We start from the raw sequence: 13,163 nt of genomic DNA, 5'->3' as shown, positions 1-13,163 counted from the left end.
GCCGAATTGCAGGACGCGCTGGTCGAGACCTGGGATGCGCTGGGCATCCCCTATGCCGGCTCAGGCCGTCCCGCCGTCGCCAAGACCGACCGGATCATTCCGCTGCTGGTGAACAAGGCAGGCGGCTGAAATCCGGGACGTTGAACTTGTCCGGAGCGATGCGCCGTTCCCAGCAAGGGAGAACCAAAACAGTCGAAGGATAACGAGGATGACACACGCAGTTTCACACACTTCGATCACACATGCCGCCGAGCAGGCGCAGCAATGGGTGAACGAGCTTGCCAGGGACCTGGACTGGAACGAGCAGAGCGCGTTCCGCCTGCTGAAGGCGGTCCTGCATACCTTGCGCGACTGGCTTTCGCCGGAGGAAATGGCCGACCTGTCGGCCCAGTTGCCGACGCTGATCAGAGGCATCTATTTCGAAGGGTGGAACCCGGCCGAACCGACGTGGGAACGCAAGAAGAGCGACTTCGTCATTTGCGTCCGCAACAGCTTTGGCTACGAGCCGGAGATCGATACCGACAAGGCGATCGGAGCGGTGTTCAGGCTTCTCGACCGCCATATTTCGCACGGTGAGATCGTCCAGGTCCGAAACTCGATGAAGAAGTCACTGCGCCACCTGTGGCCGGAGGAATGACGATGTTTCGCGATCGCCAGGAGGCGGGGCAGAAGCTCGGAGCATCGCTGGACCAGCTTCAGCTGAAGGACCCGATAGTGCTCGCCTTGCCACGAGGCGGCGTCCCTGTGGCCGCCGAGATAGCCAAGGCCCTCAAGGCGCCGCTGGACCTGGTGATCGTTCGAAAGGTCGGAGCGCCGGGCAATCCGGAACTGGCCGTGGCCGCCATCGTGGACGGCGAGCCTCCCGACGTCGTTCTCAACCGGGAAATCGTGGAGGCATACGCCCTCGATGACGGCGCGCTTCGTGTCCTGATCGCGCAGGAGCGCCCCGAACTGGAACGGCGACGGGCGGTATATCGTGGGAAAGACCTGCCCCTGTCGGTGACGGGCAAAACGGTGATCCTCGTTGACGACGGGGCAGCGACCGGAACGACGATGAAGGTCGCCATTCGCGCGTTGAAGCGACGTTCGCCGCGAAAGATCATCGTCGCGCTTCCCGTGGCGCCGGTGGACACCGCGGACGAGCTTGCCCAGGAAGCGGATTTGATCTGCCTCAATCAGCCTGCACGTTTTCGGGCGCTGAGCTATTACTACGGCAACTTCCCGCAGCTCTCCGACAACGAAGTTCTGGAGATCATGGCCCTCGCCCGCATGAATGCCGGCGAAAGAAGGCGCTCCGGCCAGCACACCGCGAAAAGATCGCGGCGCGAGACCGGCAGCTAGGAGTCCCGCCGATGCAGATCCGCGCACTGTCCACTCTGGAATGCACCAAACTGCTGACGGCCAATCGCATCGGCCGGCTGGCCTGTGCGAAGGACGGGCGGCCCTACATTGTTCCGTTCCATTACGCGCATGCGGACAACCACCTCTATGCCTTCTCGATGCCGGGCAAGAAGATCGACTGGATGCGCGCCAATCCTCTCGTGTCCGTGCAGGTCGACGCCCCCGGCACGGGTCACGGTTGGAAAAGCGTCATCGTCACCGGCCGTTATGAGGAACTCCCCGATCGGATCGGACACGAGGCGCAGCGTGACCATGCATGGTTGATGCTGAGCAAGCACTTCGACTGGTGGGAGCCGGGCGCGCTCAAGCCGGCCGCTGCCTCGGATTTGGAGCATCTGCCCCACGTGTTCTTCCGCGTCTCCATCGCCGAAGTTGCGGGCCGCGAAGCGTTGGAGAGCTAGCCTTACATGGCGAGGCCATGCGGAAGCCGCGCCAAGCCGACCGCTGGCCGAAGCGGCTGGCAGCGTATGCCGCCAATCTGAGGTAGCCGCCATGGACACGCTCATTGCCCGGCTCGGGGTCGCCCTGGCAATAGGCCTGCTCGTCGGGCTGGAACGCGGCTGGAGAGAGCGCGATGCGCCCGACCGCAGCCGGACAGCCGGCATTCGCACCTTCGGCATCGCCGGGCTTCTCGGCGGCCTGGTTGCGGCATTGGCCGAAGCGCTCAACGCAATTTCGGTGTTGGTTGCAGGCTTCCTTGCCTTCGCTGGCATTTTCGCCTGGTACAAGGCACGCGAAGCCGCGCATGACGAGGATTTCAGCGTCACAACCGTTATCGCGGGCCTGGCCGTCTTTACGCTTGGCGCACTCTGCGTGGCGGGCGATTTTCGCGTTGCCGCCGCGGGAGGCGCAGCGCTCGCGGCGCTCCTCGCCAGCCGCGAAATCCTGCATGGGCTTCTGAAACGTCTGACCTGGATCGAGCTTCGCTCGGCACTGGTCCTGGCGGTGATGACCGCCATAATCCTGCCCCTGCTGCCGGACCGTCCATTTGACCCATGGGGCGGCTTCAACCCGCGGGAGATCTGGCTCCTGACGGTGCTGATGGCCTCGATTTCCTTCGCTGGTTATGTCGCGGCGCGCGTCCTCGGAAACGCCCGCGGTCTTATTGTGAGCGCGCTCGCCGGCGCCGTGGTCTCATCGACCGCCGTCACCCTGGCACTGGCCCGCACGGCCAATCGGTCGGACAATTCCTTGTCCTTCGCCGGCGCGGCTTCGCTGGCCGCTATGATCTCAATCTTGCGTGTCTGCCTCGTGGTTCTGATACTGGCGCCGCCGGTGACCGCCTTCATCGCCATACCCGCGCTAGCAGCCGCGCTGACACTCGGCGTCTGCGGAACGATTGCGCTGGCAATTCGCGGCAGCAAGCCGGAGAACTCCGGCGCAACGCGCAATCCGTTCGAACTGGTACCGTTGCTGATCTTTGCGCTGCTGTTCGCGGGCGCCTCGACAGCGAGCGCCGCGTTGGCGTTCCAATTCAAGGAACAAGGCCTGCTGGCGAGTTCCGCGATCGCGGGCGCGTTTGACGTCGACGCTTCGGTGCTCAGCGCCATACGGCTGGTCAAGCAGTCGATGCCGATCGAAACCGTTGGACATGCGGTGCTGACGGCGCTGATGGCGAACGCAATCGGACGCCTGTTCCTGGCCGTATTCGCGGGTCCGGTGAGATTCTGGTTGCCCCTGGCCGGCATGACCTTGACCGCCGCTGCCGCGGGCTACGGGGCCATGCTGCTTCAGTAGGGTTGTCGCGGCCGTGACGCTCGCGCTGGGATCATTCTGATTTGACCCGTATCAAAGCTGCCGGCCCGCTTTCCTGTTGAATGGCCCCCATCATTGCAAAGGTGGGAGGGCCTCATGGCCACAACAGACATCAACGTCCCTATCCGGGAAAAAGTCGCGACCCCGGCTTCGGCGAAGCTCCGGCTGGGGTCGCTGACCGCGCTCGTGATCGGCTCCATGGTCGGCTCGGGCGTCTTCAGCCTGCCGCAGAATATGGCGGCGGGCGCCGGTCCGCTCGCGATCCTGATCGGTTGGGCCATCACGGCGGTCGGCATGCTTGCGCTGGTGTTTGTCTACCAGTCGCTGGCGGTGCGCCGTCCCGACCTCGACGCCGGCCCCTATGCCTATGCCAAGGCCGGCTTCGGTCCGTTCGTAGGCTTCAACAGCGCCTGGGGCTATTGGATCAGCGCATGGGTCGGCAACGTCTCCTACGCGGTGATCGTTTTCAGCGCACTGTCCTATTTCTTCCCCGCCTTCGGTGACGGAAACACGTGGCAGGCGGTGCTCGGGGCATCGATCCTGCTGTGGCTCATCCACGTTCTGATCCTTGCGGGCATCCGTCAGGCGGCGGTCGTCAACACCATAGTGACCGTGGCCAAGATCGCACCTGTCGTCCTGTTCGTCGGGATCGTGGCCGTCGCGTTCAAGCTCAATGTCTGGACACTCGACTTCACCGGGCTCGGCAACGCCTCGCTCGGCACCATCGCCGCCCAGGTCAAGAGCACGATGCTGGTGACGCTGTGGGTGTTCATCGGCATCGAAGGCGCCAGCGTCTTCTCCGCCCGGGCGGAGCGCCGCAAGGACATTGCGACGGCAACTGTGCTCGGCTTCTTCACCTGCCTCGCGCTCTATGCGCTGGTCTCGCTGCTTTCGCTCGGCATCCTGAGCCAGCCCGAACTTGCCGCCCTGAAGAACCCGTCGATGGCGGGCGTGCTGGAGGCGGTTGTCGGACCCTGGGGCGCCGTGCTCATCAATCTCGCGCTCGTCATCTCGGTCATCGGCGCCTTCCTGAGCTGGACGCTGCTTGCGGCGGAGGTTCCGCATGTCGCCGGAAAGGACGGGACCCTCCCGAAGTTCTTCGGCCGGGAAAGCGAGCGCGGCGTTCCCTCGACGTCGCTGCTGATCACCAACCTGCTCGTCCAGGCCTTCCTGGTGATCACGCTCTTTGCCCAGAGCACCTACCAGGCGCTCTTCTACATCGCTTCGACGGCGATCCTCGTGCCTTACATTTTCTCCGGAGCCTTCGCCGCGAAACTGGCATTGACCGGAGAAAGCTACGAAGGCGGCGAAGGGCGCACCGGACCGCTCGTCGCCGGCGTGCTGGCAACGATCTACGGGCTGTGGCTCGTCTATGCGGCTGGGCCCGCATACCTGTTCATGTGCGCGATCCTCTATGCCCCGGGCATCATCTTCTACGTATGGGCTCGCCGTGAGGGCAACCAGCGTGTCTTCCACCCGGTGGAAGCCATCATCGCAATCGCGCTCGTCGCAGTTGCAATCCTTGCCGTCTACGAGATGTGGACCGGCGCCGTCAGCGCGCTTTGAGAGGTCATGCAATGACCAATCTGGGAGTGCATTCGGAGGTCGGCCGCCTGCGCGAGGTCATGGTCCACAGGCCGGATCTCAGCCTGCGCAGGCTAACGCCGGACAACTGCAAGGCGCTGCTGTTCGACGACGTGCTCTGGGTGAAGCGGGCGCGCCAGGAACACGACGTCTTCGTCGACGCGTTGTGCGAGCGCGGCGTGGTGGTGCATTCGTTCGGCGAGCTGCTTGCCGAGACAATGGCCATCGGCAAGGCCCGCGACTGGCTTCTCGACCGCCGGGTGCATGCCGGCGTGGTCGGCCTCGACATGGTCGACGAGATGCGTGGCTGGCTGAACGAAATGTCGGCCGGCCTTTTGGCAACCTGTCTCGTCGGCGGCATTGCGCGTGCCGAACTGCCGTTCGAGCCCAAGGGGCTGACCGGAAGGACGCTCGCGCTGCAGGACTTCGTGCTGCCGCCGCTTCCCAACCAGCTATTCACCCGTGACAGCTCCTGCTGGATCTACCGCTCCGTGTCGGCCAACCCGATGTATTGGCCGGCCAGACGGCCGGAGGCGGCCAATGTCGAGGCTGTCTATCGCTTCCATCCAAGGTTCCGTGACAGCGGCATCCCGTTCGTCTCGCCCCAGGCCGGAACGGGCGTCAGCCTCGAAGGCGGCGACGTCATGCCTGTCGGCGGAGGCGTCGTTCTGGTCGGCATGGGCGAGCGCACCACGCCGCAAGCGGTCGGCGATCTTGCGCGAAGTCTGTTCGCCGCCGGAGAGGCCACGCGCGTGATTGCGGCTCTGATGCCGCGCGACCGTTCCTTCATGCATCTCGACACCGTCTTCACCTTCTGCGACCGGGACCTCGCGACCATGTATCCGCCCGTGGTCGAAAGGCTGCGCACCTTCTCGATCCGGCCGGGAGACGGCGATGCGGCGGTCGAGGTCAGGGAGGAGAAGGAGCCCTTCATATCAGTCGTCGCGGAGGCTCTCGGGCTGAAATCGCTGCGGATCATCGCCACTGGCGGCGACCGCTACGAGGCCGAGCGCGAGCAGTGGGACGACGGCAACAACGTCGTCGCCGTCGAGCCGGGCATCGTCATCGGCTACGACCGCAACGTCTACACCAACACGCTTCTGCGCCGGGCGGGAGTCGAGGTGATCACCGTCGAGGGTGCCGAGCTCAGCCGCGGCCGCGGCGGCGGCCATTGCATGACCTGCCCCATCGCCCGAGACCCGCTCTGAAAGGATCCCAAATGTCGATCAACCTTCACGGACGCTCGGTGCTCTCGCTGGACGATCTTTCGGCGGACGAGATCCGCTTCCTGCTGAAGCTGGCCGCCGATCTGAAGGCAGCCAAGCAGGCCGGGCACGAGATATCGCGCCTCGTTCGCAAGAACATCGCGCTCATCTTCGAAAAGGACTCGACCCGCACCCGGACCGGATTCGAAGTGGCCGCCTACGACCAGGGCGCCCACGTCACCTATTTCGGCCCCAGCGGCAGCCATATCGGGCACAAGGAGTCCATGAAGGACACCGCGCGCGTGCTCGGCCGCATGTATGATGCGATCGAATATCGCGGCTTTGCGCAACATCAGGCCGAGCTGCTTGCCACGCATGCCGGCGTGCCCGTCTACAACGGCCTGACCAATGAAGCGCACCCGACGCAAATCCTCGCCGATTTCATGACCATGCGTGAATTCACGCACAAGCATCTGTCCGACATGACGGTCGCCTTCGTCGGCGAGGGTCGGGACAATGTCGCGCTATCCCTGGCGGTGGGCGCCGCCAAGGTCGGCATCGACATGCGCATCGCTTCACCCAAGGAGCTTTGGCCGGACGGCGAGTTCTGCGCCCATGTCAGAACCCTGGCGGAGCGCAGCGGCGGCCGCTTCAGGCTGGACGCGGACGTGAAGAGCTGCGTCGAAGGCGCCGACTTCATCTACACGGATGTTTGGCTCTCCATGGGTGAGGACAAGTCGGCCTGGGCCGAGCGTATCCGCCTGCTGACGCCCTATCGGGTGACGAGCGAGGTGATGTCGGCCAGCGGCAATCCGCACGTGAAATTCATGCATTGCCTGCCGGCGTTCCACGATACCGAGACCGAGGTCGGCGCCTCGGTCGCGCGCGAATTCGGCGTCGACTGCATGGAGGTTACGGATCAGGTCTTCGAATCGGGCGCGTCGATCGTGTTCGACCAGGCGGAGAACCGCATGCACACGATCAAGGCGCTGCTCGTCGCCACGATCGGCAATTGAGATGCTGATCGTTGCGGCTCTCGGCGGGAACGCGCTGTTGCGGCGCGGCGAGCCCATGACCGCCGAAAATCAGCGCGGCAATATCAAGCATGCGGCATCCGCCCTGGCGGCGCTTATCGGCCAAGGCCATTCGCTCGTCATCACACATGGCAACGGCCCGCAGGTCGGCCTGCTGGCGCTCCAGTCGGCGACCTCGACCGACGGCGCTTTCCCGCTCGACGTGCTCGGCGCCGAGAGCGCCGGCATGATCGGCTACGTGATCGAGCAGGAGCTCGGCAACCTCCTCAGGAACAGGTTGTTTGCAACCCTGCTGACGCAGGTGAAGGTGGACCCGCGCGATCCGGCCTTCGCGCGGCCGACGAAGCCGATCGGCCCCGTCTATGACGAGGCGACGGCGCGGCGGCTCGCTGGCGAGCGCGGTTGGACCGTTGCGCCTGACGGCGACAGATGGCGCCGTGTCGTGCCCTCCCCCAGGCCGCTCCAGATCCTGGAGGCCTCCGTGATCTTGTTCCTCACCGAACGGGAGGTTATCGTCATTTGCACGGGAGGCGGCGGCGTTCCGGTTGTGGAGGGCACCGACGGCAGCCTTTGCGGTGTCGAAGCCGTCATCGACAAGGACCTGGCAAGCTCGCTTCTGGCGCGTCAATTGAAGGCCGACATGCTGCTGATGCTGACGGATGTCGATGCGGTCTATGCCGGCTTCGGCACGCCGCAGGCCCGTGCGCTCCGGCATGTTGCCACGACAGAGATATCCGGACGGAATTTTCCGGCCGGATCCATGGGACCGAAGGTCGGTGCCGCGATCGAGTTCGCCGAAGCAACGGGCAAGCCTGCCGCGATCGGCAAGCTCGAAGATGCCCTGGCAATCGTCAGGGGCGAGCGCGGCACCTGGTTGGAAGCCCCGGCCAACGAAGCGCAAAACAGCTGATCGCGGTGTACTTGCGCACCGCGAGTTCGCTATGTTGAACGTGCCCAATGTCGGCGTGCCGAAGGGATCAATGAAGCAGCTCGAGACCGCGGAGACCACGCGCACCCGCCTTGTAACCATCCCCGCGGGGATTTGGGCGCTGGGCTTCGTGTCTCTGCTGATGGACGTCTCTTCGGAGATGATCCACGCCTTGCTGCCAGTCTACCTCGTCACCGTCATGGGAGCGTCGATGGTGACGGTCGGCACCATCGAGGGCATTGCCGAAGCGACGGCCGCCATCACCAAGGTGTTTTCGGGCGCGCTGTCCGATTGGCTGGGAAAACGCAAGCTGCTGGCGGTCATCGGCTACGGCCTCGCCGCTCTCACCAAGCCGGTGTTCCCGCTGGCTTCCTCGATCGGCTGGCTGGTGGTGGCGCGATTTGTCGACCGTGTGGGCAAGGGGATTCGCGGCGCCCCGCGCGATGCCCTGGTTGCGGACATCGCCCCCGCCGACGCGCGCGGCGCGAGTTTCGGGCTTCGCCAGGCACTCGACACGGTTGGCGCGTTTGTCGGGCCGCTGCTGGCGATCGGCCTCATGTGGCTGACCGCCAATCAGTTTCGAACCGTGTTCTGGGTCGCGGTTGTTCCAGGCCTTCTGGCGGTCGTGCTGCTGGTTACCGCCGTCCGCGAGCCGGCTCGGCCCACGGGGCTGCGCGAAGTGCGCGCACCCTTGAGCCTACCGGAGCTCAAGCGCCTGGGCTCGTCCTTCTGGCTGGTCGTCTGCGTGGCCACCGTGTTCACCCTGGCCAGGTTCAGCGAAGCGTTTCTCATCCTGCGCGCGCAGGGCATGGGCCTGCCGATCGGGCTCGTCCCGCTGGTGCTGGTGGTCATGAACGTTGTCTACTCGCTCTCCGCCTATCCGGCCGGCGCGCTATCGGATCGCGTCAATCGCCTGACGATGCTCATTCTCGGCTTCCTGGTCCTGATTGCCGCGGACATCGTGCTGGCGTTCCCTGGAAATCTTCCGGGCGCAGCGCTCGGCGTGGGCCTGTGGGGCCTGCATCTGGGGCTTACGCAAGGCCTCCTGGCGACGCTCGTCGCCGATACGGCCCCGCCGGAACTGCGAGGCACCGCCTTCGGGATGTTCAACCTGTCGACTGGACTTGCGCTGCTGGCCGCCAGCCTGCTGGCGGGCACGCTCTGGGATCTTTTCGGACCGACGACGACCTTCCTGGCGGGCGCGGGCTTCACGGCGCTGGCGCTCCTCGGCCTTGGCCTCGTCCGTTGGCTGACACCGACCCTTGGCCAAGACGCAAAGGCCCCCGCGGCGGTCGTCACGCCGACAATCACCGGTTCCGCGGGCTAATGGTTTGACGGGACCAGGCCCGCGCCGGCCAGAAAGGTGCGGATTGTCATGCGAACCTCCTGCGTCCGCCCGACGAGAAGATGTCCGCCGGTATCGTAGACCACCAGCTTGGCGCGGGGAATCCTGGCTGCCGCCAACTCGGCTGCCGGCAGCGTGTTGAACAGGTCGTCGCGCGCCGAGACGATCAATGTCGGTGCAGCGATTTCCGTCAACGGCTGTTCATGCAACTCCGGAGCGCTGTCGAGATTGATGCCTGAGAAGCGCAGCGACAATGGTTCAACGCCTCTGACGAAGCTCATCACACGGTCCCTTTCGGCTTGAGGCGCGGCCGCTACCAGCGCCGGCCGAACGCCGAGGAAGCGAATGAGTACCGATGGCGCGATGTTCTCGGCTGCCCACCAGGCGAAATCGCCGCCGGCGTTGACAGCCCAGAACGCAAACCTGTTACCCGGATCCACGTCGACCGAGACCGGACTGGTGGGCGAATAAAGGGCTGGGACGACCAGAATGAGAGCGGCGACCTTGTCTGGGTGCCGAAGGCTCAGCTCGACCGCCGACTGCGCGCCAGCCGAAACGCCGACGACCACCGCTTTGGAAACGTCCAGTTTGGTGAGCAGCGCCGCGAGCGCATCGGCCTGCGCGGCCGGAGAAGGGTCTTGCGGAACAGGCGTGCGCAGATAGCCGTAGCGCGACGGCGCGATGATACGGAAGCCCTCCCCCACAAGGCCGGAAGCAAGGGCAAGGCCTTGATCAAAGCCGCCGCCGGAGCCGTGGATCGAAAGCAGCGGAATGCCCGCGCCGCTGTCGGCGTATTCAACCGGGCCGATGTCAAGCTTGGCGACCAGACTGCCTCGGCTGACGGCGTCGCGCAAGCGACCAAGCTCGTTCCTGTAAAGCACGAAAGCCACACCGGCCGCGGTCGCCATGGCGATAAGCATGACCAGCAGGAAACCGCCAATTCGACTCATACAAGGGCTCCATCAGGCGCATATTGAGCTGCCTCGCTCGGAAGCAAGTTCATCTATCCAAAATGACAGCGCTTTGAGTTGCGGCTAGCCCACGGCCGCTACCCCAACGACATAGTTCTTTCCGTAGGCTTCGGCGCATTTCGGGCAGGTCGTATAGAAGAAATAGACGTCGCCCGGTTCCGATTTCCGATCACGCGCGATCTGCAGCATCTCTTCGTGCCACTGCCTTGCCTGGCTGAAGGGGCCTTCGAACACTTTCGTCACGAAGTTCCCGCTCAGCGTCGTCATCTCTTCCTCGGGCACAGATTTCGAAACCGAGAAGAGATGTTCGCTGGTCCAGGGCGAGAGATCGCGGCTGAGAACGAAGGACTGGCCATCGGCCGAAGCGCCGGCATCGTCGATGTGCCGATTAACGCGCGTGAAAACGCTGCCCATGTTCACGGGGACATGCATGACGCTGTGCGTCACCGCTCTCACGAACGGCTTGTCACGGAAATGCAGCTCCTGATCGTCCCAACCGCCGGGGTTGAACTTCGGGCAGCAACCGGTCGTGTTCACGCTGGTATCGTAGTGTGGCGTTTCGTTCGTTCGCATCGTCGTCTCCTGACCTGAGAGCCCCATCAGACCAGCTGGCGAACCGGTCCTCATTGATTCCGGTCAACGCCGCCAGGGATGCACAATTGACGCGCGTCAAGGCTGGTCGGCGCCAACGCGGCTATGGGAATCGGTCGGATAGTCTGGAGACCACCATGGCCCACAAACAGGTATTGTTCCGCTCGGCGGCGCGCGAAAAAATCCTGCGCGGCGCGACCCAACTTGCCGACGCCGTGCGGGTGACGCTAGGTCCTCGTTCGAAGTCGGTTCTGATCGAGAAAAAATGGGGCGCGCCCATCGTCTGCAACGACGGTGTGACGATCGCCAAGGAATTCGACCTGAGGGATCCGGAGGAAAATCTCGGCGCCCGCATGTTGAGGCAGGCGGCCGAGAAGACCGGCGACATGGTCGGCGACGGAACGAGCACATCGACCATACTTGCCCACGCGATGTTCGCCGACGGCGTGCGCAACGTGGTCGCCGGCGCAAGCGCGATCGACATCAAGCGCGGCCTCGACCGCGCGACGAAGCGGGCAATCGAAATGCTCAAGCAGATATCGCGGCCGGTCTCGACCAGGCGCGAGAAGGAACAGGTGGCGACGATCTCCGCCCATAACGATCCGCTCATCGGCGAACTGATCGGCGAGGCCATGGAGAAGGTCGGCGGCGAAGGCGTCATCACGGTCGAGGAATCGAAGACCACCGAAACGGTCCTGGACGTGGTCGAAGGCATGCAATTCGACCGCGGCTTCCTCTCCCCCTATTTCGTGACCGATACCGAGAAGATGGAGGCGGTGCTGGAAGACGCGCTGGTACTCATCGTCGAAAAGAAGATCTCGTCGCTCAACGACCTCATCAAGCTGCTCGAGGCGGTGGCGAAATCGGGTTCACCTCTGCTGGTGATCGCGGAGGACGTCGAGGGCGAGGCGCTGGCCACGCTCATCGTCAACCAGATCCGCGGCACCTTCAAGAACTGCGCCGTGAAGGCGCCAGGCTTCGGCGACCGCCGCAAGGCCATGCTGCAGGACATCGCCGTCCTGACTGGCGGACAGGTCATTTCCGAGGATATCGGCCTCAAGATCGAGAATGTGACGATGGCTCAGCTGGGGCGCGCCAAGCGCGTGGTTGTCGACAAGGACAACACCACGATCATCGGCGGCAGCGGCGACCAGAAGGCGATCAAGGGGCGTGTCGAGCAGATCCGGCGAGAGATCAGCGATACGACCAGCGACTATGACCGTGAGAAGCTCCAGGAGCGGCTCGCCAAGCTCGCCGGCGGCGTGGCCGTCATCAAGGTGGGCGCGCCGACGGAAGCCGAGATGAAGTCCAAGAAGGAAGCGCTGGACGACGCCATCAGCGCCACCAAGGCGGCCGTCGCGGAGGGCATCGTGCCTGGTGGCGGGCTTGCCTTGTTGCGTTGCATCGGCGCGGTCACCGAGGAAGAAGCACGGTGCGAAGGCGATGAACGCACCGGCGTCCAGATCCTCAGGCGCGCGCTCGAAACACCTGTGCGCCAGATCGCCGAGAATTCGGCCGTCGACGGCGGCGTGGTCATCGCCAGGATGATCGAGGGCAAGGGAAATTTCGGTTTCGACGCCGGCCGCAAGGAATATGTCGACCTGGTCGAAGCCGGCATCATCGACCCTACGAAAGTGGTCCGCATCGCCCTGGAAAACGCCGTCTCGGTCGCCAGCGTGCTGCTCCTGACGGAGGCGACCATGACGGAGATACCCGAGCCGGCAAAGGAGCGCGCGCTTGAGCCGGAAATGCCGATGTAGTCAGCGCGAAGGACGGTGAAAGCAGGAAGCGATATCGCACGATCGCACGGAGAAAAGGGAGTTCGAGATGGCAAGGAGAACTGACAAGATCGAAGTCGGCATGGATCTGGCCGTAAGATGTCGCGTCACCGACACCTGGCAGGACGATCTGGGGGACCGGTGGGCAACGGTGCGCATCGAGGGTCATGACGGGCCAATCAAGTTAAAGGCGGTCCACTTCTATCCCTTCGATGATCACGACATTGCCCGAGCGCAAAGCGCGGTGCGTTGAAACTGGATCCAGGCGACGCGCCCTGTTTCGATGCATGTCGTTGTTGTCCCGAAACCGCGCTTCCGGGTGGCTTGCATCAATGCGACATCAAGACCGGCAGACGCAGATTCGACAAAATCCCCTCCGTCGCCCCGCCAAGCACAAAGTCCCTCAGGCGGGAGTGGCCCCAGCCACCCATGACCAGCAGGTTGCCGCCGACTTTAAGGGCATGCTCCTGCAGGGCGACGCCAATTTCACTGTCGCCGGTTTGAATGGACTGGGCCTTCGCACGCATCCCGCGCGCCGCAAGTCCATGCGCAAGGCGTTCAGCGATATCCT

Annotated in this window: 14 protein-coding genes; 11 read left to right on the top strand and 3 right to left on the bottom strand. The window is 64.2% G+C overall.

All coding sequences use genetic code 11. The features are described from left to right. Nucleotides 1–208: 208 nt before the first annotated feature. The 9 genes from EOA23_RS23915 to EOA23_RS23875 all read left to right on the top strand — a co-directional run bounded on the left by EOA23_RS23915 (nucleotide 209) and on the right by EOA23_RS23875 (nucleotide 9,234). Complete coding sequence (locus tag EOA23_RS23915) at nucleotides 209–637, top strand: DUF2267 domain-containing protein (RefSeq protein WP_127305962.1); 429 nt, start codon at nucleotides 209–211, stop codon at nucleotides 635–637. A 2-nt stretch (nucleotides 638–639) separates the two neighbouring features. Then, on the top strand, nucleotides 640–1,341 hold the full coding sequence (locus EOA23_RS23910) for a phosphoribosyltransferase (RefSeq protein WP_127305961.1): 702 nt from the start codon (nucleotides 640–642) through the stop codon (nucleotides 1,339–1,341). Between the two features lie 11 nt (nucleotides 1,342–1,352). Next, nucleotides 1,353–1,802, top strand: a complete 450-nt coding sequence (locus EOA23_RS23905) for a pyridoxamine 5'-phosphate oxidase family protein (protein ID WP_127305960.1) — start codon at nucleotides 1,353–1,355, stop codon at nucleotides 1,800–1,802. 91 nt (nucleotides 1,803–1,893) lie between these two features. Then, on the top strand, nucleotides 1,894–3,138 hold the full coding sequence (locus EOA23_RS23900; RefSeq protein ID WP_127305959.1) for an MgtC/SapB family protein: 1,245 nt from the start codon (nucleotides 1,894–1,896) through the stop codon (nucleotides 3,136–3,138). A 114-nt stretch (nucleotides 3,139–3,252) separates the two neighbouring features. Beyond that, on the top strand, nucleotides 3,253–4,722 hold the full coding sequence (gene arcD / locus EOA23_RS23895; protein WP_127305958.1) for an arginine-ornithine antiporter: 1,470 nt from the start codon (nucleotides 3,253–3,255) through the stop codon (nucleotides 4,720–4,722). Between the two features lie 11 nt (nucleotides 4,723–4,733). Then, nucleotides 4,734–5,948: an arginine deiminase gene (locus EOA23_RS23890; RefSeq protein WP_127305957.1), complete on the top strand. Its 1,215-nt coding sequence runs from the start codon at nucleotides 4,734–4,736 to the stop codon at nucleotides 5,946–5,948. Between the two features lie 11 nt (nucleotides 5,949–5,959). Continuing rightward, nucleotides 5,960–6,961: an ornithine carbamoyltransferase gene (gene argF, locus EOA23_RS23885; protein WP_127305956.1), complete on the top strand. Its 1,002-nt coding sequence runs from the start codon at nucleotides 5,960–5,962 to the stop codon at nucleotides 6,959–6,961. Nucleotide 6,962: 1 nt separating this feature from the next. Then, nucleotides 6,963–7,889 carry a carbamate kinase gene (gene arcC, locus EOA23_RS23880; protein WP_127305955.1) on the top strand — a complete coding sequence of 309 codons (927 nt, stop codon included), beginning with the start codon at nucleotides 6,963–6,965 and terminating at the stop codon, nucleotides 7,887–7,889. A gap of 70 nt (nucleotides 7,890–7,959) precedes the next feature. After that, nucleotides 7,960–9,234, top strand: coding sequence for an MFS transporter (locus EOA23_RS23875; protein ID WP_127305954.1), 1,275 nt, complete (start codon nucleotides 7,960–7,962; stop codon nucleotides 9,232–9,234). Here the strand turns inward: EOA23_RS23875 and EOA23_RS23870 are convergent. After that, nucleotides 9,231–10,202 (bottom strand): alpha/beta hydrolase, encoded by a 972-nt coding sequence (locus EOA23_RS23870; RefSeq protein ID WP_127305953.1) that lies wholly within the window; start codon nucleotides 10,200–10,202, stop codon nucleotides 9,231–9,233. The genes EOA23_RS23875 and EOA23_RS23870 overlap by 4 nt on opposite strands. Before the next feature lie 84 nt (nucleotides 10,203–10,286). Next, complete coding sequence (locus EOA23_RS23865) at nucleotides 10,287–10,796, bottom strand: hydrolase (protein ID WP_127305952.1); 510 nt, start codon at nucleotides 10,794–10,796, stop codon at nucleotides 10,287–10,289. A 155-nt stretch (nucleotides 10,797–10,951) separates the two neighbouring features. Here EOA23_RS23865 and groL point away from each other — a divergent pair, with 155 nt between their 5' ends. After that, nucleotides 10,952–12,574 carry a chaperonin GroEL gene (groL, locus tag EOA23_RS23860; RefSeq protein ID WP_127305951.1) on the top strand — a complete coding sequence of 541 codons (1,623 nt, stop codon included), beginning with the start codon at nucleotides 10,952–10,954 and terminating at the stop codon, nucleotides 12,572–12,574. 67 nt (nucleotides 12,575–12,641) lie between these two features. Beyond that, nucleotides 12,642–12,845 carry a hypothetical protein gene (locus tag EOA23_RS23855; protein WP_127305950.1) on the top strand — a complete coding sequence of 68 codons (204 nt, stop codon included), beginning with the start codon at nucleotides 12,642–12,644 and terminating at the stop codon, nucleotides 12,843–12,845. A gap of 76 nt (nucleotides 12,846–12,921) precedes the next feature. Here EOA23_RS23855 and EOA23_RS36095 read toward each other — a convergent pair. Next, nucleotides 12,922–13,163: universal stress protein (locus EOA23_RS36095; RefSeq protein ID WP_145966469.1), on the bottom strand; the 242-nt coding region annotated here is incomplete at its 5' end.

The organism is Mesorhizobium sp. M2A.F.Ca.ET.042.01.1.1, assembly GCF_003997405.1.
Lineage (GTDB): Bacteria > Pseudomonadota > Alphaproteobacteria > Rhizobiales > Rhizobiaceae > Mesorhizobium.
The sequence above is the reverse complement of the archived record's forward strand: the minus strand, read 5'-3'. Positions and strand labels throughout refer to the sequence as shown.

Coding starts and splice junctions, on each gene's coding strand:
- EOA23_RS23915 (WP_127305962.1), top strand. CDS start 209: ATGACACACGCAGTTTCACACACTTCGATCACACATGCCGCCGAGCAG.
- EOA23_RS23870 (WP_127305953.1), bottom strand. CDS start 10,202: ATGAGTCGAATTGGCGGTTTCCTGCTGGTCATGCTTATCGCCATGGCG.
- arcC (WP_127305955.1), top strand. CDS start 6,963: ATGCTGATCGTTGCGGCTCTCGGCGGGAACGCGCTGTTGCGGCGCGGC.
- EOA23_RS23890 (WP_127305957.1), top strand. CDS start 4,734: ATGACCAATCTGGGAGTGCATTCGGAGGTCGGCCGCCTGCGCGAGGTC.
- EOA23_RS23910 (WP_127305961.1), top strand. CDS start 640: ATGTTTCGCGATCGCCAGGAGGCGGGGCAGAAGCTCGGAGCATCGCTG.
- arcD (WP_127305958.1), top strand. CDS start 3,253: ATGGCCACAACAGACATCAACGTCCCTATCCGGGAAAAAGTCGCGACC.
- argF (WP_127305956.1), top strand. CDS start 5,960: ATGTCGATCAACCTTCACGGACGCTCGGTGCTCTCGCTGGACGATCTT.
- EOA23_RS23855 (WP_127305950.1), top strand. CDS start 12,642: ATGGCAAGGAGAACTGACAAGATCGAAGTCGGCATGGATCTGGCCGTA.
- EOA23_RS23865 (WP_127305952.1), bottom strand. CDS start 10,796: ATGCGAACGAACGAAACGCCACACTACGATACCAGCGTGAACACGACC.
- groL (WP_127305951.1), top strand. CDS start 10,952: ATGGCCCACAAACAGGTATTGTTCCGCTCGGCGGCGCGCGAAAAAATC.
- EOA23_RS23905 (WP_127305960.1), top strand. CDS start 1,353: ATGCAGATCCGCGCACTGTCCACTCTGGAATGCACCAAACTGCTGACG.
- EOA23_RS23875 (WP_127305954.1), top strand. CDS start 7,960: ATGAAGCAGCTCGAGACCGCGGAGACCACGCGCACCCGCCTTGTAACC.
- EOA23_RS23900 (WP_127305959.1), top strand. CDS start 1,894: ATGGACACGCTCATTGCCCGGCTCGGGGTCGCCCTGGCAATAGGCCTG.